At 33.4% G+C, this 25,379-nt stretch carries 22 protein-coding genes; 12 read left to right on the top strand and 10 right to left on the bottom strand.

Annotated features, from left to right (window positions below; genetic code table 11):
• Positions 1-26: 26 nt before the first annotated feature.
• Genes ACP7AV_RS13590 through ACP7AV_RS13550 form a run of 9 tightly spaced genes read right to left on the bottom strand, consistent with a single transcriptional unit; the run spans position 27 to position 13,488 of the window.
• Entirely contained in the window at positions 27-710 is a 684-nt protein-coding gene (locus tag ACP7AV_RS13590) for a phosphonatase-like hydrolase (RefSeq protein ID WP_426092411.1), read from the bottom strand.
• Positions 707-1,870: a TIGR03364 family FAD-dependent oxidoreductase gene (locus ACP7AV_RS13585; protein ID WP_426092410.1), complete on the bottom strand. Its 1,164-nt coding sequence runs from the start codon at positions 1,868-1,870 to the stop codon at positions 707-709. The genes ACP7AV_RS13590 and ACP7AV_RS13585 overlap by 4 nt, the downstream gene beginning before the upstream one ends.
• Positions 1,854-3,158: a DUF5690 family protein gene (locus ACP7AV_RS13580; RefSeq protein WP_426092409.1), complete on the bottom strand. Its 1,305-nt coding sequence runs from the start codon at positions 3,156-3,158 to the stop codon at positions 1,854-1,856. The genes ACP7AV_RS13585 and ACP7AV_RS13580 overlap by 17 nt, the downstream gene beginning before the upstream one ends.
• Complete coding sequence (locus ACP7AV_RS13575) at positions 3,158-4,258, bottom strand: phosphoglyceromutase (protein WP_426092408.1); 1,101 nt, start codon at positions 4,256-4,258, stop codon at positions 3,158-3,160. The genes ACP7AV_RS13580 and ACP7AV_RS13575 overlap by 1 nt, the downstream gene beginning before the upstream one ends.
• 1 nt (position 4,259) lies before the next feature.
• Entirely contained in the window at positions 4,260-5,852 is a 1,593-nt protein-coding gene (locus ACP7AV_RS13570; protein ID WP_426092407.1) for a metallophosphoesterase, read from the bottom strand.
• Position 5,853: 1 nt separating this feature from the next.
• On the bottom strand, positions 5,854-7,218 hold the full coding sequence (gene pbfA, locus ACP7AV_RS13565; protein WP_426092406.1) for a (R)-1-hydroxy-2-aminoethylphosphonate ammonia-lyase: 1,365 nt from the start codon (positions 7,216-7,218) through the stop codon (positions 5,854-5,856).
• Between the two features lie 14 nt (positions 7,219-7,232).
• Complete coding sequence (locus ACP7AV_RS13560) at positions 7,233-8,882, bottom strand: alkaline phosphatase family protein (protein WP_426092405.1); 1,650 nt, start codon at positions 8,880-8,882, stop codon at positions 7,233-7,235.
• Positions 8,883-8,888: 6 nt separating this feature from the next.
• On the bottom strand, positions 8,889-10,391 hold the full coding sequence (locus ACP7AV_RS13555; RefSeq protein WP_426092404.1) for a SusD/RagB family nutrient-binding outer membrane lipoprotein: 1,503 nt from the start codon (positions 10,389-10,391) through the stop codon (positions 8,889-8,891).
• Between the two features lie 10 nt (positions 10,392-10,401).
• A complete protein-coding gene (locus ACP7AV_RS13550; protein ID WP_426092403.1) occupies positions 10,402-13,488 on the bottom strand; it encodes a SusC/RagA family TonB-linked outer membrane protein in 3,087 nt (1,028 codons plus the stop codon).
• Between the two features lie 1,063 nt (positions 13,489-14,551).
• Here ACP7AV_RS13550 and ACP7AV_RS13545 point away from each other — a divergent pair.
• The 10 genes from ACP7AV_RS13545 to ACP7AV_RS13500 all read left to right on the top strand — a co-directional run bounded on the left by ACP7AV_RS13545 (position 14,552) and on the right by ACP7AV_RS13500 (position 21,489).
• Positions 14,552-14,971, top strand: a complete 420-nt coding sequence (locus ACP7AV_RS13545; protein WP_426092402.1) for a DUF6943 family protein — start codon at positions 14,552-14,554, stop codon at positions 14,969-14,971.
• Between the two features lie 182 nt (positions 14,972-15,153).
• Positions 15,154-16,206 carry a serine hydrolase domain-containing protein gene (locus ACP7AV_RS13540; RefSeq protein ID WP_426092401.1) on the top strand — a complete coding sequence of 351 codons (1,053 nt, stop codon included), beginning with the start codon at positions 15,154-15,156 and terminating at the stop codon, positions 16,204-16,206.
• Positions 16,207-16,373: 167 nt separating this feature from the next.
• On the top strand, positions 16,374-16,676 hold the full coding sequence (locus ACP7AV_RS13535) for a LytR/AlgR family response regulator transcription factor (RefSeq protein ID WP_426092400.1): 303 nt from the start codon (positions 16,374-16,376) through the stop codon (positions 16,674-16,676).
• Positions 16,677-16,721: 45 nt separating this feature from the next.
• Entirely contained in the window at positions 16,722-17,021 is a 300-nt protein-coding gene (locus tag ACP7AV_RS13530) for a transposase (RefSeq protein WP_426092399.1), read from the top strand.
• Positions 17,018-17,899 (top strand): IS3 family transposase, encoded by an 882-nt coding sequence (locus ACP7AV_RS13525; protein WP_426092398.1) that lies wholly within the window; start codon positions 17,018-17,020, stop codon positions 17,897-17,899. Before ACP7AV_RS13530 ends, ACP7AV_RS13525 begins: the two co-directional genes overlap by 4 nt.
• A 19-nt stretch (positions 17,900-17,918) precedes the next feature.
• Entirely contained in the window at positions 17,919-18,206 is a 288-nt protein-coding gene (locus ACP7AV_RS13520) for a hypothetical protein (protein WP_426092397.1), read from the top strand.
• Positions 18,207-18,525: 319 nt separating this feature from the next.
• Positions 18,526-18,648, top strand: a complete 123-nt coding sequence (locus ACP7AV_RS13515; protein WP_426092396.1) for a DUF4113 domain-containing protein — start codon at positions 18,526-18,528, stop codon at positions 18,646-18,648.
• A gap of 141 nt (positions 18,649-18,789) precedes the next feature.
• Positions 18,790-19,326, top strand: coding sequence for a GNAT family N-acetyltransferase (locus ACP7AV_RS13510; protein ID WP_426092395.1), 537 nt, complete (start codon positions 18,790-18,792; stop codon positions 19,324-19,326).
• A 467-nt stretch (positions 19,327-19,793) separates the two neighbouring features.
• Positions 19,794-20,615, top strand: coding sequence for a class D beta-lactamase (gene blaOXA / locus ACP7AV_RS13505; RefSeq protein ID WP_426092394.1), 822 nt, complete (start codon positions 19,794-19,796; stop codon positions 20,613-20,615).
• 304 nt (positions 20,616-20,919) lie between these two features.
• Positions 20,920-21,489, top strand: a complete 570-nt coding sequence (locus ACP7AV_RS13500; protein WP_426092393.1) for a DUF1572 family protein — start codon at positions 20,920-20,922, stop codon at positions 21,487-21,489.
• 60 nt (positions 21,490-21,549) lie between these two features.
• Here the strand turns inward: ACP7AV_RS13500 and ACP7AV_RS13495 are convergent, their stop codons facing one another.
• Entirely contained in the window at positions 21,550-22,047 is a 498-nt protein-coding gene (locus ACP7AV_RS13495) for a hypothetical protein (RefSeq protein WP_426092392.1), read from the bottom strand.
• 821 nt (positions 22,048-22,868) lie between these two features.
• Here ACP7AV_RS13495 and ACP7AV_RS13490 point away from each other — a divergent pair.
• Complete coding sequence (locus ACP7AV_RS13490; RefSeq protein WP_426092391.1) at positions 22,869-24,113, top strand: site-specific integrase; 1,245 nt, start codon at positions 22,869-22,871, stop codon at positions 24,111-24,113.
• A 117-nt stretch (positions 24,114-24,230) separates the two neighbouring features.
• Complete coding sequence (locus ACP7AV_RS13485) at positions 24,231-25,070, top strand: RteC domain-containing protein (RefSeq protein ID WP_426092390.1); 840 nt, start codon at positions 24,231-24,233, stop codon at positions 25,068-25,070.
• The last annotated feature ends 309 nt before the right edge of the window (positions 25,071-25,379 follow it).

Genomic DNA, 25,379 nt, shown 5'->3' with positions numbered 1-25,379 from the left:
GAGTTCAAAAAAAAACTAAACAAAAATCATAAAAGAATCGCTCTCAATTCATTTAAACTGTCTATAATGTAAGTTGGATTTGCTTCTTGAATTTGAGCTCTGTTTTGTGCGCCAGTCAGCACTCCAACAGTAATACCACAATTAGCATTTTTACCCTCTTCAACATCTATAGCTGAATCACCAACTTTCATTACTTTTTCAGCATTATTTACATCTGTATTTTTCATTGCCAAAAGAATCATATCCCCTTCAGGTCTTCCATTTTCTACATCATCAGCTGTTACTAATCCGTCAATGGTTTCGCCTACAATCCATCCTAATTTCTCTAATAAAAAAAGAGCCGTTGTGCGGTCATAACCCGTATTTAAAACAACTTTAAAATGATTATTTCTTAAATCTTTGAAAAGCTGTTCTGTGCCTTCAAACGTTTTAATTTCCAAGGTTACATAAGCCTCTTTTAGCGCTATTTTAAATTTTGAAAAGGCAGCATCAGCAATCTGACTAACATTAATAAGGGGCGAATATTCTTTTAAAACATCTGTAATCGCCTGATGTTTTTCTTTTCCCGCTCCATATTTCAAAACATCTTCTAAACTGACATTAAATCCTTCATCATTAATTACTTTTTGCACTGTTTTATAAACAACGTTATCCTCATCTACTGTCGTTCCGGCCATATCAAAGACCACTAATTCTATTCTTTGCTTCATTCTTTTGTGTTAAAAATTTTATTTATATTTTCTTTTGAAAATCCAGCACTACCAGTCATTCCCTTACCGCCTATTCCGGTTATAATATGAATATTATCGCCTATTGTGTGCTCAAAAATGTCTTTGGTTTTGCATTGCGAATACATGCCATACCATCTGTTTTGAATTTCATAATTGGGTAAATCAATGATTTTTTTTGCTTCTTTGATCATGAAATTATCAATATCCATGTCTAAATCAAAACCCAAATCATCACTGTTTTTAGCGTCGGCATACTGATGAGAATCACCCAAAATAACGGAACCATCGGCCGCTTGTTTGAATAAGATATGCACCCCCCATTTTTTTTCTAAGCTATCTGGATTTTCTCTTGCTTTAATTGATTTAAAGGAAGGGCATTCATAAAAAGCCTCATATCTTCTAATAGACAAACCCGTAAGAATAGAACCATCAAGTGTATAATTTTGTTGCGGTTTTGTTTGTATCATTTGCAACTTAGAAACTTCTAAATCACTTTCGTTAAAGAGTTTTGGAAACAAATTTTTAAACTCATTCCCATTACAAATAATCACTTTACTGGCTAAGAATTCCTCACTTGCAGCACTCAAAAGAGAGACTCCGCTTGGCGTAGATTCACAATTAATAATACTGGTATTGGTGATTAGCATTAACCCCATATTCTGAATCAAAAACTCTTGTAATCTGTAAATCATCATTCTGGGCTCCACAGTAACTTCTTCGGAAAAAAACAATCCTGCTTTTACATAATCAGAACGCAAACCCGGATACTTATCCAAACATTCTTGTTTAGTTAACAAATGGGATTGATAATTATTCGATTGGTTAATTTGAGCCAACTCTTCAATTAATTGCATTTCTTCCTCATTCGAAGCTAAATAAACCGAGCCGTTTTGACGGATTGAGATATCAAATTGGCTTTGAATTTCTTTATAGATCGCTAAACTTTCTCTTCCATATACTTGCCATTTTGAGTCCATTCCTGAGGGAACAACTTGTCCGAAATTTTGAATTGTAGCTCCTTTTGGCATTTTATCTTTTTCTATAATAGCTACCCGAAGTCCTTTTTTCAAGGCATGATAGGCATGAAAAGTGCCTAAAACTCCGCTACCGACAACTATAAGATCATACATTGGTTTCATTTAATACTAATTTAAAATTTTCATTATGATTTTTATTTTTTTTATATTTTCCTTTTAAATAAAGAGTTGAACAGATGGTGACAAGGACTCCAATTCCTGCAACCGAATACGCGCTGTACATAAAAAAATTAATCCAGGACAAACCGGATTGACCAAAATTTTTATACAATAAAACAAGAACACTTCCTAAATAGCCAAAGGCATCAGCAAGATAAATCAAGAAACCGGCATTCCCTTTAATCCGGAAAGCTCCTATAAAACGATCAAAAAACAGACAATTAAAAGGGACGTAACAAATGTATAATCCAAAGCCCGAAATGACCATCCAAGTGAATGGATTTAAATTTCCGAAGTGAAATAAATAGGTTGAAAATCCTAAGGAAACGGATCCTATCAAAAGCAAAAATTGGTAAAAAAATAAGGCTTTCCTATTGTCTCTAAAATAAAAAGCAAATCCTAAAACCAACAATACAATGAAAGCAACCCATGTTTCAGAACTCGAATAGACTGATACATCACCTTTATACCCAATAGTATCCCATAATTCACGGGAAAAATTGTCTCTAAAATCTCTAAAAGCGGTCAGGAACGTGTAAAATAAAACCCATATCGTTATTGGAAATAAAAATTGCAACAACAACTTTTTCCTGTCTTTTCCAGCCATCGGAATACGTTCGGAGCGCAGTTCAATATCTTCTTGTGTGGGCTTTGGAATTCGTTCCAATAACCAGCTAAAAAACAATAAGGGCAAAACAAATAATGCTCCTGTAATGGCAGGCATCCAAAACTCTGAAAACCCCCAAGAAGTCATCACGAAAAGTCCAACTGATTTCACTACCCCACTCGAGACTATAAAGCTGGTACTTAGGGCTACCCCTAATATTTCGGTGAATTTTCGGCCTTCAAGATACGAAAAAACAATTCCCCAAATCATACCCAGAGGAACTCCGTTCAGGAACATAAAAATAACATTAAACGGATTGGGAACCAAAGCAAATAGAACCAAAGCCAGTTCCGCAATGAGAATTAATCCCACCAAATAATACGCTCGTTGGTTGGCTTTTAATTCGGAGACCACTTTAATTCCAATAAATTTAGAAAGTGCATAACCCAATACTTGTGCTATAATTAGAATAATTTTGTAATCAATATGAAATACTTCCATCCCTTTAAATGTGGCTACACTAAAAGGTTTCCGGAAGGCATACATACAAAAATAAGCACCAAACGAAGCCAGTGAAGCGTTCAGTATAAAAGGAATATTCGATTTTTTCGCTGACTTTTTCATTAATTTTCAAATACTTTTATCGCTTTTCCTTTCATTTCAGCATCTTTCAATTTGCGGTCTAAAACCTGTAAAACGGTAGGTGCAATTTGAGTACTAAATAACTGTTCTGTTGTTTTAACTTCGCCTAATGCGGTAACATTATTTCCGAAAACTACAAACCAAACTTGATCTGCTCCTGCTATATCTGAGCCATGACTCTTCCAAGTCTCTAATGGTTGTGTCCCTCTTCCGTGATCTGTAGAAAGAATAAAAACGGTATTGTCTTTATAAAAAGGATCACTTTGTGTAAAATCCCACAATTGTTGAATCAAAGCATCTGTATTATTAGCCGATGTTAAATACGCACTATAATTGCCTTCATGCGCAAAATCATCTGTTTCTCCATAGGAAATGTACACCAATTCAGGATGTTCTTTTTTCATGTATTCCAAAGCATAATGGGAAGTAAAAGCATCTAATCGCACACTCCCGAACGGAGACGGAATTTGTTTTTGCAATTCGTTCAGGAAAATTTCATTTGGACTAAGAGTATTTCCCGTTGCAGATTCAAAACCTGCATTTACAGGAATTCCGGAACGTTCTTCGTTTATGATGTACGGAAACACATCCCAGCTCCCAAAAGCGGCAACTTTACCTTTGTATTGGGTCATATTATTTATTTTTTCTAAAACTGTCGTGTTCGGATTATTGAATTTATCGTTACTCGCAATTCTTTTATCGTCAGGCGAACCGGTTAAAATTTCGTTATATCCAGGATAGGAAAACCACTTGGAATTAGTAAGATTCACTTTGTTTCCTTCATTTCTGTTTCCGTGTAGCTGTCCCATTTGAGTGACTTTATTCCATAAAAAAGGCATCAAAACCGCTCTTCTTTCGGCTGGGGTGTTTCTCCAAAATTCCGTTTTTAGTTCTGCTACATCACGCACAAAGTCTTTGTTTTCGATAAGATTAGCATCGGCACCGCTAAAAAGTTCCTGCCAACGTAAACCGTCTAAAGTGATTAGAACAACTTTTGTTTTTGAGGTTTCGGTATGGTTTTGAGCATTAGTTCCTAAAAAGGAAAAGACAAATAAACTTGTCAGTACAATTAATTTTTTCATGTTATTTTGTTTTAAATGTTGCAACAGCAGACCAATCACTCCAATTTAAATTCTGATCTCGGTAACGAACGCGCCAATAATAGGTAACATTTGTTTCCAATCGATTACTCTTCTCATCGGTAAGATCATCATTTTTTTGTCTGTTTTCTTTATAATACCAGTTTTCGTGTTGTTTCCAACTATCAAAAATAGGTTTTTCAAATTCTTTTGTTTTGGAAATTTGCCAATGGGAAGCAGCGTGAAAAGCACCTTCAAATTCGCTGCTAAAGACACCCGCTTTTAATAGCACTCCGCTAAGATCAACCGCTGCCGGATCATCAGGGGAAATAGGCATGGGAGTATTGGGTTGGCGTTCTTTTTTATAAATAACGACTTGGTCGCTTACTTCATTTGCTTTAAATTGTTCTTCATTTCCTCTGCTTATTCTTTTAATCGTAAACTTTGGATCTTTTTTATTGGCATCGACCTCAACCATTACAAACCCATACTCGTCTTGTGTAACGGTGAACTCATCGTAATCTTTTCCCTCAAACTCTCCCCAATTATCTATTGCTCCTCCAGCTGAGGCAACATTTATCCACAAATGTTTATGGTCTTTTGATTGCCCTCTGGAATAGCCATGGGTATGACCAAAGAAGTGAATACTAGGTTTTCCGGTTTTGGTGGTAAAATCTTCTAATAATTGGACTACTTTACCCGTAAAATCAGATTCTCCCGGGATCCATAATTCCGATTTATGAGGATGATGCAATTGGGCAAAAACAAAATCTATTTCAGGATTTTTAGCCGTTTCATCTAAAAGTTTTTGCAACCATTCATACTGCTGTTTATTATCGTCGTACCCTTCATTAGAGTTCAAACCAATGATTCTAGTGTTTCCGTAATCTTTATGCCACCAATGTTCCGCATAAGCCGGTGAACCATTTTCTGGAAGACTGAAATATTTAAAATAATAAATACTGTTTTTTTCATGGTTTCCCAGAACAGGATATACAGGAACTGTAGAAAAAAGTTTTTCGGCAGGATTAAAAAAATCATTTTTCCATTGGGAATAATTCGTACCATTTTCCACCAAGTCCCCTGGAATTAGAACCATAGCTAAATTATTAGATATTTTACCCGGAAATTCTTTTTGTAAATAGTCCAGAATTCCCTGATTTACAATCTCCGAAAATTTGTCTGGATTATTATGATCTTTTTGCATATCACTCATAGCAATAATATTAAAGGACTCCGCCTGAGTTGACAAAGGTGGGGTTTTAAATTCAAAAATATCCGATTGAACTCCTTTCGTAAATACACGGTAATAATAAGCGGTATAATGATTTAATCCTTCTATTTTCACCTCATGAATTCTGGCAGAACTATAATCAACATCCAAAGATTTTCCAGAGGTTCTTTTCCCTAATTTTCTTGTCAATCCCCATTCTACAATACTTTCTTCTCCAGAATTTGTTTCCCAAAGGATTTTTATAGAGTTGGGATAAGCATCTTGTAAATAGGGTTGAATGGTAATTTTCATTAGATTTTCTTGTGCATGGATCGATAAAGAAGGGATCAAAAAGAGGGCTAATAATAGGCGTAAATATTTCATTTTAATTGTTTTTCTGATTTAGTACTAGTGTTAAACTTTCTTCTAAAATTTGTAAAGCGTCCATCAACTCTACTCTACTAATAGTTAATGCCGGCGATAATTGCAATACATTTCCCGCCGAAACTTTAAAACTAAGACCGCGCTTCAAGCAAGCATACATCACTTTTTCAGCCTCAATAATCGCTTTTTCTTTGGTGATTTGGTCTTTTACTAATTCTATGCCCCACAAAAGGCCAATACCTCGAACATCTCCAATAAGTGAGAATTTTTCTTGAAATCTATTTAATTCGGATTGCATATAAATGGCATCCTCCTGTACTTTTGTTAAGAGATTATTTTTTTCAATAAATTGAATTGTTGTTAGCCCAGCAATAGCACCTATAAGACTTTTTTCATGGGTATAATGTCCCAAAGAAACAGCGCCAAAAACGTTGTATTCATCTCTGGTAATAATTACAGCCTGTGGAAAAATACCGCCTCCTAAACCTTTACCCAAACACAAAACATCAGGCTCGATATCATAATGTTCAAAAGCAAACATTTTTCCGGTTCTGCCTAAAGCAATTGGTATTTCATCTAATATCAATAAAACACCGTAGGTATCACAAAGCTTTCTGGCGACTTTCCAAAAATGTTTCGATGGAATTTGGACATCGGTATTTCTAATAGTTTCCACTATAAAAGCACCAATATCTCCCTCTTTTGCAAAAACATATTCCAGGTATTCTAAACATTTATTTTCGTTGTTTTCAAAAATACCACGATAGATGACAGGAGGAGTAATTCGTTCAATGCCGGGCAATAAAGGCCCCATAAATTCTCTAAAAACCGACTCGCCTCCTACACTGATTGCATCCAAAGAAGCCCCGTGAAAAGAGTCCCAGAAAGAAACAACTTTATATTTTTTAGTTATGGCTCGAGCCAATTTCAAGGCGATTCCCACTGCCGAACTTCCGTTGGGCGTTAAAAGGATTCTGTTTAAACTTCCCGGACATAAACTGGCTAATTTCTCCGCAAAATTAATGGCCGGTTCGTTTGTGAATCTTCTTGGCGAAAAAGACAAACTTTGTAACTGTTGGCTAATATTTTCAATCAGTTTAGGATTCGAATACCCAATTTGATGTACGTTATTCCCATGAAAATCATAATATTTTTTACCAGAAATAGCTGTTATAGTAGCATCATTACAATCGCTTAAAACATCCAGACAAGGTGTTGACAAAGCTTGATGAAAAAAATATCTGGCATCTTTATCTAAAAGTGCTTTTGTTTTTTCATCAACTACTGTGGCCAACCAATCCTTGCGCGCTGCTGTTAGATTGATATCGCTTTCCGTAACACTATTTAAGGGGATTTCTTGTTGCATCTTAATTATAATAGCTATTGAGCGTTTAAAACTGTTGTGGGAATAATCTGTTTGGGAATAAAACTGCTTTTATAAAAAACGTCTAACCAACCATTACCGCCACCATTAAACCAACCAACTTCTAAGCTATAAATCCCCGGTTTCAATACGATTTGACCGCTCTTTTCTTTTACACCGTGATCCCCGTCATTGTCAGTTATCAATTTAGAATCAATCCATAATTTACTTCCGTCGTCTGAGCGTAAATAAAAAGTATAGCTATCTTCTTTTTCAATTTTAATTTTAGTGGAAAACTGCACCACGGTATTGTCTTTGATTGCTGCTTTTACTTCATCGGAAGTGATTTCGAAAGATTGCCCCTTAAAATCAGGTTTCAATTTGGCAACATTAGGCAAATCGGTTAGTTTATCTAAATAGTAAACGGAATAATTAATAGGAGCCGCACTACCTTTCTCTTTAATTCTGTAAAAAGCCTCTGACACCAAACTGTTTATTTTTCCATCTTTGAAAACAGCACTTTTGACTACTGTGTTTTTGGTAATTTTGAAAGCTTCGGTATAAAGGTTAGCCTTTTTGGAAGGTATAGTACCATCTGTTGTATAAAAAACGGCCCCATTTGCGTTTAAATTTTGGATAACAACTACCGTTTCTTTGTCAAAAAGCCCACCTGATTTTTTATTTAACTTTCCTTCCGGAAGTAAAACAGGAGGCAAATAACGCGAAACTACCGGAAAATCATCAGTAACATTTAGTCCTTCAAATACATTTAAAACCGGTTTTCCTATCCAAGCCGTTGGAATAGAAATACCTAAGCCATACGCTACCGTTGCCGCATTATCGTATTGATAAACAGGACTTGTTATTTGAAAATTTTTCTTTATCGATTTGCCCCATACAATAAACGGAATTTCAACTTCTTGTAAAGATTCACCGCCGTGACCGTGACCAATACCACCGTGATCCGAAGTAATAATCACCATCGTTTCATCGGCAATTCCAGCTTTTTTAATAGCTTGGAATAACATCCCTAGTAACGCGTCGGCTTTTTCAACAGATTGATAATATTCTGGACTACCATGACCAAATTCATGACCAGCGTGATCGATATGATCAAAATGGATAAAAGTGAAAGTCGGTTTTCGTGCGATTATGTATTCGCTTGCAATTCTCGCCGTTTCATCTTCTGTTTTGGGGTTCACATCATAATCAACGGCACTTTTTTCGAATAAACGACCAAAATCGTCCCAATGATAAATGGCTCCAATTTCAGCATTTGGTATTTGCTTATCGATTAAAGAAAAAATAGTAGGAAACAAAAAATCTTCACTTTGCACAATTGCCGGTAAAGTGAAATTATCTTTTTCCCAATCATTCGATGTAATACCATGTTGCTCTGATCCTGCTCCCATAATCATGCTAGCCCAATTCGTGCTCGAACTAGAGGGCAAAACTGCCCTGGCATGAAGACTATAAGCGCCTTCTTGCATGATTTTATGAAAATTAGGAGCTGCAGCATTTTCAAGCCCGCTTGGACTCAAACCATCAAACCCAATCACAATTACATACTTGGGTTTTGCTTCAAGAGCGCTGATCTGCGCCTTTGCTGTATAAGACCATAAGGAAGAAATCCCTATGGCCATACTTAAAATTTTTATATAGTGCATCCTTGATTATTTTAACAACCACATTATGGCATTGATATCATCTGATCCTCCGTATTGACTAGTCAATGCAGCATTGACATTCATACTATTGGTTTCAAATTCAGATTGTGGATATTTCCATCGCATCGGAATTCTTAACCCATTTTTATTGGCAGGCCCTACATTAAAAACGGGAATTCCTGTTCTTCTATAATTAAAATAGGATTCGCGCTCTGAGTTTTGAAAAAAGGCGACATACTTTTGACTCAAAATTTGTTCTAATCCATCTGCTGTATTTCCCTTATAAACAATATTGGCACTAGCTAAAAAAGTATCGATGTCTGTTTTGGAAACAGCATAAAACTCCATTGAAGCTTTAATCCCTAAATTATAATAAGTGGCCGCATCACCTGCAATCCATCCTCTATTAATGGCTTCAGCAATTCCAAATTGTTGTTCGGCATACCCAATTAAGATATACTCTTCTCCACTGTAAGTACTATAAAATCTTTTTTCGTTTGGATAAGAAAACTTTTCTTCATCTGATGCGACTTGCATGGCACCTTGGTCATCACCCGTATTCGCACCGATATAAACGTTTAAATTTAAGGGATCATTTGCATCGTAATAAAATTGAGCAGGATCAGCTACTTTGTAGATTCTAGGATCATTATTTTGTTTTAAAATATCTAAATAGGTTCCTCCCATAATATTTCTGTTTCTGTTGAAACCGTAACTACTTGGGTTTAATTCATAATTATTGCCATTCTCATCTGAAAAACTACGAGCCATATTATCCGCAATTCCGGTCATAATTGGATATTTTGATGGATTGGATACGATCTGATTAAATTTTGTTTTAACATCTATTTCTGTTGTTTTTTTACTCAAACTGATTAAAACTCTTAGATGAAAAGCATTAATGGTTTTTTGCCATTTGTCTAAATCTCCTTGAAATAAAAAATCCCCTTCAACAGCTCCAGTTCCTACTTCTCCCTTAGCAATAATTATTTGATCATTTGCCGCTTCAAGAAGTGCTAATATTTCTACGTAAACTTCTTTTTGGATATCGTATTTAGGTTGTGTAATGGCATCAACACCTGTTGCTCTTAATGATTCTGTCATCGGGATGTCTCCCATTCTTTTTGTCATATAATCTAAAAAGTAAGCTTTAAAAAACTTTGACAAAGCACCGTATTTATTTTTGGTATCTAAATTTGCAGCTTCTTTTTCCATCGCGACAACATTAGATAAGGTCGTATATCGCAAAGGTGCTGATCCCCAATTATAATCTTGAGATCCGTAATAATCAAACGATATTGTCCAAAATTGGTTGTCTCTTTGTGCATCAGACCAAGGACCTTCACCGAGATTATTCATCACTCTTAACACCTCAGATAATAACATGGAAGGCGGAACACTCGTGGCTCTGTTCGGATCATTCGTTAATTCATCAAAATTGGTACAAGAACTAATTATAAAAATTAGTGCAATGATTAGTATGTTTTTATACTTATTTAATGTTTTCATCTTTTTATTTTTAAAGTTTAAAGTTTAAGTTAAGACCATAACTTTTTACGGTTGGTGTTTGCAAAGGCGAAGAACCTTCGTTTAGAAATTGATCCAAATCGATGTTCTTGTTTTTAGAGAAATACAATAAATCTCTTCCTATCAATGAGATAGAAGCTCCGTTTATAAATGAATTTTTCAGCGCAGATTGAGGTAAATTATAAGTAACACTTATTTCTCTTAATTTAAAGAAGGTTTTATCAATAATATTAGCCGCAGTTTTACCATGATATGATTTGGCATAATCTTGAAAATACATTTTTGTGGTATTTGCGGTATAAGTTCTGCTATCTGTCAACACATTTCCTTGTCCATCAGTGACTAATTCTCCTCCAGTAACTACTACTCCATCCGTGATATAAGACTTAATGCCTTGTACATCATTGGCTCTTTCCGGAGTATCACTAAATTCATGTCTACCACTTTGCCACATTTTAAGATTGACATAATTTTCGATTTTCCCACCATATCTTCCATCAAAACTGAAGTTTAATCCAAAATTTTTATAACTAAGATTGTTAGTAACTCCTAAAGCCCAGTCTGGTGTCTTGTTCCCAACCTTAGTTTGATACGAATTCATTAAAGGTTTCCCGTCACCACCCACTATTAGTGCTCCGGTATTAGATCTCATAAAATCATAGATATAAAACCCATCAACTCGTTCTCCAATTTTTATTAAACCATTGTTTTGAATACCAGCATAAACTTCTTTCAGATACTCTTTATAAGTAGACCAGTTTACATTAAAATTCCAGTTGAAATTTTTACTTGCTATAGCTTTAACGAACAAAGAAACTTCGACTCCTTTTGTTTTTGTTGTAATTCCGTTCGCTTTACTCCCTAAATATCCCGAAGTTTCAGAATATTTTAAATCGAAAATTTGAGGTCCATTGGTATTTTCAAAATAAGTGACATCAAATCCAAATTTATTTTTAAGCATTCTGGTTTCTAAACCAACTTCTATTGAAGAGTTAAATGCAGGTTCTAAATCCGTATTGGATAAAACCTCTCCAACATAAGCTGCATTATAGGTTTTTCCATCGATAGTAAATGGATCTCTTAGTCTATAAGTATCTTGGTTACTATAAATATCTAAAGAACTGCCTACTTTTGCATAAGAACTTCTTACTTTCAAATAATCTACATGAGGAATATTAATTAGCTCACTTACTATAGCACTTACACCCACAGAAGGATAAAAGAAGGTATTATTTTGTTTCGGCAATCTGGAATCAGTATCAAACCTTCCTGTAGCTCCTAAAAACAAGAATGATTTATACGATAAATCTAAGGAACCATAAGCGCTATTACTTTCAAAGTGACTCTTATAATTAGTAGGTTGAACTGGAGTTTGAGTATTGCTCAGGTTATACAATCCCGGAATAATTAAATAGTTCGTAGTGGCATAGGAATTTCTATACTTCTCCGTGTTATTATTCAAACCAAGGGTCGCTTTTATATCAAAATTATTGATGGTTTTAGTATAATTCAACATCAAATCCGAATAATTTTTGAATTTGTAATCGTATTGTTCCTTATAATCCCCTTGTGCTTTTTCTCTTCCATAAGTAGTCATGGAATACGCGAATTTCTCATCTCTAAACAAATTACTCAATGCCACATTAGTTCTTAAAATAACATCAAAATTGGTATTAAATTTATGATTTAAACTAATTTGTCCGGAATAGTCATTTTTATAATATCCTTTTAACCATTCATAAGCCATAAAATAAGGATTGTTATAGCGCGTATATTCAAAGCTTTTTACTTGTAAACCTTCTTTTCCTTCTTGCCAGTAATCTCTCAAATCTCTAACATCATAATCGGCTCCTCCCCAAATCAGCATGTTATACAAATAACTGTTAGGACCGTATTGTACATTTGGATTATTTGGAGAAGTTTGAAAATTAAAATTTGAACTCGCATCTACCCAAGTTTTATCACTTAAATTATATCGACCACTTAAGTTATAATTGTAGATATTTAATTTAGTATTTGGATTAATCCCTTTTTGATAGGTATTAGAAACTGAGAATCGAATATTACCCTTATCAAAGGTAGAAGCCAAAGCCAAATTATCAGTAATTAGCAAACCGTCTTCCATAAAGTTTTTAAAATTATTGATCCCTCTGGCTAACCAAGGCGTTGCAATAAGATTTCCATTGGTATCCAATGGACTATCATATTGAGTAATTAATTGCCCATCAAACTTGGGTCCCCATTGATCATAATCCGCATCATTTATTCCTCCTCCTTTACCATCTTTAAAGGCATAATTACCATAAGACCCCGGTCCATAAGAATTTTGTGTATTAGGAATAGCATTAAATCCAGATTGAAATAAGGAATTATGATTAAACTCAACTACAAAACCTTTAGCATTTTTAGTTCCTCTTTTTGTAGTAATTTGTACCGCACCATTACCTCCTACAGAACCATATAAGGCAGCGGCATTAGCTCCCTTTAACACATTGATACTTTCTATATCATCCGGGCTAATATTATAGGTATCCGTACCTAATGGAACTCCATCTACAACAATCAATGGACTTTTTCCTCGTAAATACAATTTTGGACTGCTGAAAAATTCTGATGAGGCGGCAACTACTAAACCCGAAACTTTACCCGCAAGAGAATTCATAACATTAGCATCTCTTCCTCTTGATAAATCACCCTCAACTTCTTGAACAGAATACCCTAATTTCTTTTTTTCTTTCTTGATTCCTAAAGCCGTTATTACAACTTCATTTAAACTTTCTGAACTTGATTGAAGCACTATAACAGCACTGGTCAATTTTGTGGTATTAAAATCAATAGAATCAAAACCAATATAGGAGATTGTAATAATCTCATTCCCTTTTGGCAATTCAATTTCAAAATTACCATCCATATCAGTTCCAACACCAATAGTTTTTCCTTTAACAACGATAGTTGCTCCCGGCAGCGATACGTTTTGTTCATCAACCACCTTACCCTTAAATGTAGTAGTTTGCGCAAAAATTAAAGATGTACTTAACATCAATAATAAGATCATACACGTTTTTAAATTTTTCATCATACCTTTAAATAATTACTATTAGTAAATTTTATAAGGCAAATTTGACTATAATTTTACTATTAGTAAACTTTTTAGCTTTAAGAAATCTTTAACAAGACTTTATTGTATTGTCAATTAAATGTTAACTATTAAAAAAAAATCAAATAGGATAGATTCTATTACAATGCAATCAAGCGGTCTCTCTTCGGTCGTACTCTTTGTTCCGTTTGGCAGCTCCAGTCGGTCAACCTTACATTTTCATAAGAACATTTTAAGAAAATAAGCAATTTATTATTTCAATTCAATAGTTAGGTTTCCCTCCGTTCCGCAGACACTTCACAGCACTAAAAAAACAGCAGCTTGAAAATAAGCAGCTGTTTTTTTGCACTGTTTCGTTCCTCATCTTTACACGCTCTCTTCCTCCGTTCGGTCGGGCTTATGCATCCACAATACCGCTTCACTGCATTCCAGCCATATTGCGTCTGCAGCCCTCCGTTTTTTCAGCGGTTGCTCCTTCGCACAGCCATCGGCCTTGGCTCCGCTTACCTCGCTTACGTTATCTTAGAAGCATCCATTTCCAATTATCAATTATCCACTATCAATTATCAGTTGGCTAGGTCGTTTTGCCCTAAATCAAGGAACACCGGAGGAAAGGCGGTTGCCTTCTATTTTTCACCCACCGTTTCACGCTCATAGCCGCTACGTTTCGCTTCGTACCTTCGCTCAACTCTCGCGTCTATGGTGGCTGTTCGATTGCCGCAACCCCGCCACGGCGCTCCTCATCCGCAAAAAAAAGTTCCTTGCCCTGAAAACGGGCACCACTTTTCTTGCTCCTTGCGGTGCTTGGGGGTATTTAATTGCCGATTATACAACAACACCCCTAAGAAATTTCAACAAGTACGATAGTGCATTTTTCTGAAAATAAAAAGAAAAAAATCCAGCAATAATAGCATTCATTCCTCACTTTCAGTCGGTCATTCTTCCCTCCATTTTCGTTCGTCATTTCTGCTGTTATAACGGCTTTCTTTTTTTCTCTTTTTTCTTTTCCGAAAAATTAAGGTCAAATCTCTAACACCAAAGCGCTATGCCGAATTTCATCATCAAAACACACCAAAAAAATGCTGTTTACAGAGCAAACCAAATCTTTATTCTGAACAAAGGAATGAACAGTAGCAAGCCTCAAAAAGAACCATTTACCAATAGCTTTGTAATCCTATTTCAAAACGATGAAGATGCCGAAACAGTGTATTGGTTAGCTTATAGTTTATGGCAAGCAAAATTCTGGCACCAATTTTTAATCGGGTCCGTAATTCCATTTTTACGCATAAATGATTTCAAGAAAGATTTTGACGCTAAAGTCAATGAAATGCTAGAGAATTTCGAACTGCACCAGAAACAAGTACAGGCGTTGAGGTTACTCTTAGAAAAAGAAGATCAATATCGCAAAAAGCTTAATTTGATTAACGAGATGCGGAATGCTATTTTAAATTCCTACTACAAGTAATAAAGTACAACAGTATAATAAAAGTTCTATATATTTGAAAATAACTAAAAGCAAACTGTAATTCACTATTAATAGCGCCAATATATCCCTATTTTGGTATATAGTCGCTATTTTGAAGTGAGTCTCCGTGAGTTAGGCTGCAGTTAACCCAAAAAATCGTACAGAAAACAAGAAAGTAACTTATGCAAAATAATAAACAATTATTCTTAAATTTCATAGTTCTATTACTTCTGACAAACAATGTATTTGCTCAAACTAAACAAATAAACCAAATTGACTCTTTAATGAAGTGGTCAAATCAGATTGGCATTTTTAATGGAAATGTACTTGTTTCAAAAAATAATAAAATTATATACAACGCTTCATTTGGGTTTACTGATGCAACTAAAATGAAAAAATTAACGACTGACTACAGATTTAATATTGGCTCAATTACAAAAGAATTTAGTGCGGTTGCATTAATACAATTAAAAGAACATGGTAAACTAAAACTGAGCGATAAGGTTTCCCAATTTATTCCCGAATTACCAAAATGGGCAAATGAAGTTGCGATTGAAGATTTATTACAGTACAAAAGTGGAATACCTAATGTAAATTGGAAAAGTATTAAAAATGACAAAGACCTTTTTGATGGTTTGATGCTCATTGACACGCTTGATTTTAAACCTGGTACTAATTACGATTATAACAATAATAATATTTTTTTAAGACAATTTATTGTAGAACGATTAACTAAAATGTCTTTTAAAACTTATGCAAAAAAATTCATATTCAAGCTTTGTAAAATGGATTTGGCTGAATTGACTCCGTTAGTAGGCGAAGAAAATATAGCTAAAGGATTTAATAATAATTTAGTCCCTGACAAAATAGATTTACCAATAACAGGAGGAACTTACCTCACAATTATTGATTTATTAAAATGGTCAAATTGTCTTCATAATAATGTAGTTATTAATAAAAAGTCACTTTATGAAATAGGTCAACAATTTGATTTGGCAGAAACTCAATCAGCTTTGGGACAAGCAAAATATAATAACGAAAACTTGATTGAGCATTTACATGATGGAAGATCCGGAAATTATGAAGCGATTTTAGTTGCAGATATTAAAGAGAAGCTCACAATAATTTTGTTAGACAATAACTATAATGGAAAAGTTTTTGAAATTTCAGATGCAATTATGGCCATATTGAAAAACCAAAAATATAACCTACCGAATAAAATAATTCAAAAATAACCGATCGCCTAACAACTGTTGATATAGTGTTTACTTTAGTGAAATTAACGTGTCGCATCACGTTTTCGTTAATCCTAAAATTGAAAGATTACTAACAACACTCCTTCTCAAAGCAGCAAAAGGTTGTGCGATATTTTAAATAAACTGAATAGAAAAAATGACCTTTTATGAAAAGTGAAAATTTTACTTTTATCAAAACTGACAAAAAAATAGTGAAATTATATTTTGACGAAATTACCATAATTAAAGGTTTAGGAAATTATGTTGAAATTCTAACTACCGAAAACAAAAAATATATTTATTACAAATCTCTGAAAGAATTAATTGAAAACTTACCAGATCAATTTATGAGAGTTCATAATTCGTATATCGTAAATTTAACTAACATTGATACTTTAGAAGACAATCACATAATTTTAAAAAACGTAAAAGTTGCAGTTGGAAAAATTTACAAAGAATGGACTTGCTAACTTTACCTGCATAAAAAGTTAAGAATAAAACCTTAATTTTAACATATGAAACAAGTGCGTAAAATTTATGACCGAACTTTTAAAGAGAAAGCCGTTCAATTGAGTTATGAGAGACATAACATCTCAGAACTGGCCAGAGAATTAGGAGTTACAGCTCCACAATTGTATAAATGGAGAAAAGAGTACGAAGAGTTTGGACAAGGAAGTTTTCCAGGTAATGGCAATTTAAAGCAAACGCCAGAACAGGAGCTAATTTCTGAGCTTGAAAGAAAACTAAAAGATGCTGAACTAGAGCGAGATATATTAAAAAAAGCAATTGGCATCTTTTCCAAAAACGGTCGATGATTTATGCTTTCATCAGAAACAATGAAAAGATATTTCCGATTGAAAAGATGTGTAAAGTATTGCAAGTTGGTCAAAGAAGTTATTATCAATGGAAAAGTCGGTCCGTTTCAGATAGAAAACAAAGAGTTGAGCTTGTTAAAGAAAAAATAACATCCATTTATTTTAATTCAAAACAAAGATATGGAAGTCCAAGAATGACTGCCGAGTTGGCTTCTTTAGGTAATAAATTATCAAGGATTACAGTTGCTAAATATATGAATCAACTGGGTTTACGAAGTAAATTAAGCAAGAAATTCAAGGTTACCACAAATTCTAAGCATAAGTATTTAATTGTACCCAATGTTTTAAATAGAGAATTTTCGGTTACAGAACCTTCAAAAGCTTGGGTATCGGACATTACTTATATTCGAGTAAAAGAAGGGTTTTTATATTTAACAACCGTTTTAGACCTCTATGACAGAAAAATTATAGGTTGGAGTCTAAGTAACGGGATGAGTGTAGAGGAAACTTCTTTGGCGGCTTGGAGAATGGCTATTAAAAACCGAAGCATTGAAAAAGGATTGGTATTTCATTCTGACCGAGGCATTCAATACGCCAGCAAGAAGTTTACTAATGTGATTGATTCCTATAAAATGATTACAAGGAGTATGAGTAGAAAAGGGAATTGTTGGGATAATGCAGTAGCTGAGAGCTTTTTTAAGACTTTGAAAACCGAACAAATTTATGGTAATAAACTTATATCAAAAGAGCAAATGGAACTCGATATATTTGAATTTATTGAAATCTGGTACAACAGAAAAAGAAGGCATTCCGCCTTAGATTACAAAACAATAGAAGAATTCTGGAAACAGAAAAATAATTTTAAAAATGTTGCTTAACTAATACTGCGGGTTTTATTTGCATATCCAAAATGCAAATCCAGATAATTACGCATATCCACTTGATAGAGTAAATGCAAATGGTGGAGAAAAACAAAATTTCGGAACTCAAGTTGACTATAGATTAAACGGACAAGCAAAACCGAAAAATGGATTAATTGACAGTTTAAATGTTGATAAACGAAGAAATGAATACGGTTTAAAACCATTAAAAGATTATTTAAACCAAATGACAGAATTACATTTTGAAATGAATAAAGAATACTTTTCAAAAAAAGGAATAACAAAACCAAATTTATACAATTAAAAAAAATTACAAGCACGTAACAACCATTGACTTGGCTGGAATTTAGTGGAATTATCGTTTCGTATCAAGTTTTCTTCAAGCCGAAAATTGAAAGGTTATGAATTCCCCACCACTCAAAGCAGCGGGACGTTATTTACGCCGCACAAATCCTTTTGTGTGGTTTACTTTATTCTGTCGTGTAAAATTAAATTCGCCACCCCATACCCATTCGTGCGGAATTGCATTCCGTGCCCATTCCTATTAGCAAATGTTAAGGATTACTGAAAACTCTTCGACTACCAGTGGAAAATGAAATGCTGTAAAAAAAAATGAAACTATATTGCATAAAAACAGCATTCAGTCTGACCAATATTCCATCAATAATAAAATACAGCCTAAACATGAAAAACTTTCCCCATGCTTCACCACAAAAATTAAGGAAATTATCTCGATACAATTATAAAAGTGTAATAAAAGTTATAGATATTTAAAAACGTAAAAAACGAAATAAACCTTCGCCAATCTACCCATATTTAGGTGTAAATGCGAAAGTTTGTGTCGCCTATAAATAAGTTAGCCGTCAGTTTACCCGAATAAAAGAAAAATGATAGAAATAAGAAAATTTCAAGTTGAAAACTATCCGAAATTAATTTCGTGGATTTATTCTAAAGAAATTTTAATGCAATTTAGCGGACCAAATTTTGAGTTTCCATTAACAATTGAACAAATAGAAATTACAAAGACCGAAAAGAATAGATTTGCATATGAAATAATTGAACAGAATGGAGAATTAATTGGATATTCTGAAATATTTATAAGCGAAAATTCTGCAAAACTTGGCAGAATACTAATTGGAGAAGAAAAATATAGAGGAAAAGGACTTGGAACAAAAATTGTAAATTCATTAATTGAAATTATTAAAACTGATTTTAAAGAGAATATAATAGAACTGAATGTTTTTGATTGGAATATTGGAGCGATAAAATGTTATGAAAAAGTTGGATTTAAAATTAATCCAGATAAGACGTTTGAAAGAAGAATAAATGACGAAAATTGGATTGCTATTAATATGGGATTAAACAGTGAAAATCTGAAAAAAGAAAGAGAAACATTGAAAATAAATATAAAACCGAACGGCTAACAGGCGTTTGGCAAGATTGCGAATTATGTGGTAAATTCACGTTTACATTTCGCAATAATTTTTATCTTTAATAGAAAAAAAATCAGTTCTAAAGTTCGCAACCTCGCCAAGCGCGTTATAAATATGATTTCTTTGCGAAATTCAATAAAAGACATTACCCGTTCGCGTGGAATTGCATTCCGTGCCTATTACCATGAGCAGATAAATAAGTACACCCAATTCCTTAACTGCCAGTGAAAAATGAACCAGAAAAACTTTTCCTATCCTTCACCACAAAAATTAAGGAAATTATCTCGATACAATTATACGAGTGTAATAAAAGTTGTATATATTTGAAAACACAAAAAACAAAATAAACCTTCGCCAATCTACCCATCTTTACTTGTAAATGCTAAGATTTGTTTTGCCTATAAATAAGTTGTGCGTCATCTTCGCGCGACAGAAAACTGAAAGAAAACAAAATTGAAATGAGAAAAATATTTATACTTTTAAATCTAATTCTATTAGTAAATCATAATGGAAATTGCCAAACTAAAATAGTAAAACCAAAGGAAATAGTAAAATCTGAATTTGGAAATATTTTGGATAGTTTAAAAGTAAAAGGCTCAATATTAATTTTTGATGTAAGAAACAAAACATATTATTCTAACAACTTTTCTTGGGCAAAAACTGGAATAATTCCAGCATCAACTTTCAAAATTCCAAACTCAATTATTGCTTTAGAAACTGGAATAATCAAAAATGATTCTTCAATTTTTAAATGGAACGGAGAAAAACGAAGATTTAAAAAATGGGAGGAAGATTTGACTTTTAAAAAAGCATTTCAAGTTTCTTGTGTTCCTTGTTATCAAGAAATTGCTAGAAAAATTGGTGTAAAAAGAATGAAATCATATTTGAAAAAATTGAATTATAACGGAATGGTTTTCGATACTTTAACAATTGATGATTTTTGGCTACAAGGAAAATCGAAATTTTCACAAATGCAACAAATTGACTTTTTAGAAAGATTATATTTCTCAAAATTACCGATTTCAAAAAGAAATGAAAATATAATGAAAGACATAATGCAGATTGAGAAAACTGAAAGTTATGTTTTAAGCGGTAAATCAGGTTGGGGAATGAGAAATGAAATAAATAATGGTTGGCTCGTTGGATATTTAGAAACGAATAATTCTGTTTATTTTTTTGCAACAAACGTAGAAAAAGAAGAAACAAATATGGATGAATTTTCAATAATTCGCTTAAATTCAACTAAAGAAGCATTTAAAAAACTAAAGCTGATTAATTAAAAAGACGAACGCACAACACTTGCTCACAAGAGATTTTGGCAATTAGCTTAATTTGAAAAAGTTTTGTGTTTGAGATGTTAGGCAAATCCGAGAATAGGGATTAATTTAATCCCAAACCCGTTGTAGTACCAACGTTGTAAGATGTTTTCCTTTGAAATGCTTTTCCTATCTTTCAGAGGAAAATATCTTACAACTGGCCGTTTGGCAAAAGACTCCCCTTGGGAGTTCTTTGCCAAACGACAGTAGGTTGGTGGCAATTATACAGAACCCGAAACCGAACGAAAATTAACGACATTAAAATGATATGACAAACAGCTTTATAGACAGTGCGAAAAAACAATTTGAGTATTACAAAATACTTGGAGAGAAGACATTTTCGCAACTAACAGACGAACAACTTTTCAGACAATTAAATGAAGAAAGTAATAGTATTGCGACAATTGTAAAACATTTATGGGGAAATATGCTTTCAAGGTGGACAGATTTTCAGACAACAGACGGAGAAAAAGAATGGCGACAAAGAGATGTTGAATTTGACAATGACATTGCTGACAGAACTGAACTTTTAGAAAAATGGAATGAAGGTTGGACATGTTTATTTAACGCAATAAATCCGTTGACAGAAAACGATTTGACAAAGGAAATATTTATACGAAATCAAGGACACACAATAACAGAAGCTATAAACCGACAACTTGCTCATTATCCATATCACGTTGGACAAATTGTGTTTATCGGAAAACTGTTGTGTAACGAAAATTGGACTTCTCTTTCAATTACAAAAGGAAACTCGAAAGAATATAACGCTGACAAATTTTCTAAACCAAAACATAAACAACATTTTACAGACGAATATATAAACGAAAAAAAATAACTACACTTAACAGCTAGAGCTCGTTGCGTGCGTAGCACGAACAATGAAATACCTTGAGACCTACTGAAACTTTAGTTTTTCCAAAAGGTCGTTAAAATACTGCTCTCCCCAAATTTCAAGAACTTTATCGTCTTTTATAAACGGAATAACATCTTCTTTTACACTGTCAAATGAGACAGTTTTAAATTTCTCTCGCAGCACTTCAAGCACATCCTCCTGTGTCAGATCCTCTTTGGTCCAGTCACCGGTATCTTTTATAGTAATTGAACTTACTTCATAGACACGTTCGGGAATAATTCCCCAGTAAGACATAGCAGACTCAAGTGATACATAGCTTGGTCCCCATAAATGATTTGCAATCAGGAAAGGCTCTGGACCTGTTAAATCTGTTTTTACTCCAGAAATATAAAGTCCTTTTTTTAATGGAATCAGTTCACCACCTTTTATCTGTTCGCTAATCTTGTCATTTGGTCTTTTATAATCTTTAAGCATATCGAGCATGACCTGCCTGTTCAGCGGGACATTCATAAATGATTTAACTAAATATATAAAGTCCATGTTTGTTGAATTATTCTTCTTAAATAGGAATTTTTCCGATTTAAAGCAAATATTTTTACATATATTTTTGTATTTTTATTTATCGATAATCGGACTATTTCCGATTATCGATGAATTGTGAAGCATTATTTAGGGGTAAACAATTGATGATGGCGGGAATATAGATGTTTTGACGGGAATTTGGTAAGAAACCAAATTTATTTAAATTTATGATTTAAATATTAGCAATGTTTTGATATTTAGTATATGTTGCAATTTGGATATGCAAATAAAAACTGCACATTAAGTTAGTATCCACTTTTTTTCGATTAAAAAATCATCCAAAAAGATCTGTGTTTGCTTATCGTGTTAATTTGTTCAGATACTTACCTCTATTTACCTCAAAATATGTAAAACTCTGTGATTCTACATTAAAATGTATTCAATTAAAATATTTATCCCTTACCTTTACATAGTTAAAAAAGACTTTGAAAGTTTAGTGACCCTATTGGTGACTCTGTTCTTAAAAAACGTTTCGAAAGCCCAGTATTTACTGGGACTATTATAAAGGCATCGGAGCCTCTTTCTCCGCTGGTTAATTCAAAAAGCCAACTAAAACCCTTTAAATCGTATGATTTAGAGGGTTTTTCATTTTACGACCTATCCAAATTATTCATGGTTTCTCATACTATAAGGGGTACTTTGCGGGGCACTTTACAAATTTAAAAATGATGTGCCCCTACCTTTGGAAACCCTTATAAAATAAGGTGTTCACTATATGAACATCTTGTTTTGTGTTGATAGTATTTTTAAATTACTATTAACTTAAAGGTTACCAAATTATGGAAGCACCAATTTCAATTCTCTTTTATCTAAAAAGAGCAAAAGTGAATGCTCAAGGGCTAGTCCCAATTTTTCAAAGAATTACTATCAATCGCAAACGATTAGACAACAGCACAGGTAAATTTGTTGATCCAGAAAAATGGCATTCTGAAATGTCTAAAATGAAAGGAACTTCAGAAGAAGCTCGTTCAATAAATGGACATCTTGACCATTTAAAATCTAAGATTTTAAATATTGAGAAAATTTTAATCAAGAAAGATATCCCGGTAAATTATGAAACCTTCAAAAATGAGCTAACAGGAACTAAAGAAAGGGAGCGAATGTTAATTCCAATTTTCGAGGAGCACAACCGAAAAATAGAAGAGCTTTTAGGTCTCGAATACGCACCAGGAACGCTAGAGCGATATAAAACCTCACTCAAACACACCAAAGACTTTCTACACTGGAAATACAGTCTTTCTGATATTAATATAGAGAAGATTGACCATGCCTTTATCATGGAGTATGAATTTTATCTCCGTAGTGTTCGCAATTGCAATAACAACACGGCGGTTAAATACGTCAAAAATTTCCACAAAATCATCAACCAATGCCTCGCCAACGGATGGCTGGCCAAAGACCCATTTGCCAACTACAAAGCCAAAGTCAAAGAAGTCATTAGAGAATTCTTAAACGAAGACGAAATAGAACGTATGATAAATAAAAAATTTGTTTCGGAACGATTGGAATTGGTTCGCGATATATTTATTTTCAGCTGCTTTACCGGCTTGGCTTATGTCGATGTCCAGCAATTGACCAAAAACCACATAAGCTTGGGTATAGATGGAGATAAATGGATTTTTAAGAACCGACAAAAAACGGATACCCCATCCAAAATCCCATTATTGCCAATGGCAATGGAAATTGTCGATAAATACAAAAATCATCCAACGTGTGTAAATGAGAATCGACTCTTACCTATTTTGAGCAATCAAAAAATGAATGCTTACTTAAAAGAAATCGCTGATGTATGTGAAATCAATAAAGAACTTACCTTTCACATCGCCAGACATACTTTTGCAACAACTATTACTCTTTCTAATGGGGTACCTATTGAAACGGTAAGCAAAATGTTGGGACATACCAATTTAAAAACCACCCAGCATTATGCGAAGATTTTAGACAAGAAAATAAGCAATGATATGATGATCCTTAAAGATAAATTCAAAAACGCACATCAAATGAAGCTCGACAAGACCAATTAAATCAAGACATTAATAAAAATTTGGCAAGTCATTATAAAATAATTAACTTTTACGTACGATTTAACTCTGTAATAATAGCATACTTTAGTTTGATATTTTGTAAACTAAAACTTATATATGAAGATATATTGCGATGCTTTCTTTTGTGAATTTGAATTGGAAATTGAAAAAATTAAAAAGGAAACCACCGATCCTATCAGTCAGGCAAAACAAGCGATTCAGTATATAGAAATAAAACTTAAAGAGCTTTTCAAATGGTTGAAAAAGTATATTTTCAATTCGATTGAAGAAGAAATTCACTTTTTTAAGGAGTTGAAATTTAAAATAATATCAAAATGTATTTTTTACAAAAAGTTATTGGATATCGAATCAATTTCGCCTCTCAATAGCAATAAACAAAAATTAAAGCATTACGACAAAGCGCTTGATATTTGTTATCAATTTCCCAAAAAGGATAAGGAGTTTTACAAATACTTCCGATCGGGCAGCAGTTACAACGATCAATTATATTTTGTCAGAAACTTAGATAAGCAGATAATCAACTCGGATATAAATTCAATATATTTCGATAAAAAACTGTGTACTTCCCATGATTATAAATTGGCCAGTATTATAGCAAATGATCTTTTAGAAATTTACTTGGAAGAAAAGATAGAACAAATCAATAACAGCTGTGCTATAAAACATCCTGCAAGAAAATCAAAACTTACTTGGACGGGCACCAAAATTGAAATAGTAGAATTGATTTATTCCCTGTATTATCAAAAAATATTTAACGGTGGTAAAGCCGAAATTAAAGAAATTGCAGAGGAGTTTAGTATCGCTTTTAATATACCATTAGACAATAGTATCTATCGATGCTTTACGGACATAAAAAACAGACCCAAACCAAAAGGCAAGTTTCTAAACGGACTTTCTGAAAATTTAGATGAAAATAACAATGATGAATTTGACTAAACCTAGCAATTGCTAGGTTTTTTTTTGGACAAACGTCAATTTTGTAGGAATTCATTACCCAAGGTTGGGTCGTATTGGGTTTTTACCCCAAAAACACCATTTTTGACCTAAAATCACCCAATTTACCCATTTTGCCAAAACGGAGTTTTTCGCCGTTTGAAAAAATATTCCCTTATAAACGACGGGATTTGAGGCAAATTATAGTGAAATAACACCCAAGTTGGGTTCACCTTGGGTTTAAATGTCAAACAAATGAAATTAATTTGTCGTACCAGTTAACACTGAAAATTGCCGTAAAAGAAATGGAAT

This window comes from Flavobacterium sp. DSR3-2, from assembly GCF_049896525.1.
GTDB lineage: Bacteria > Bacteroidota > Bacteroidia > Flavobacteriales > Flavobacteriaceae > Flavobacterium.
Note: the sequence above shows the minus strand (reverse complement) of the source record. Positions and strands in the feature narration are given on the sequence as shown.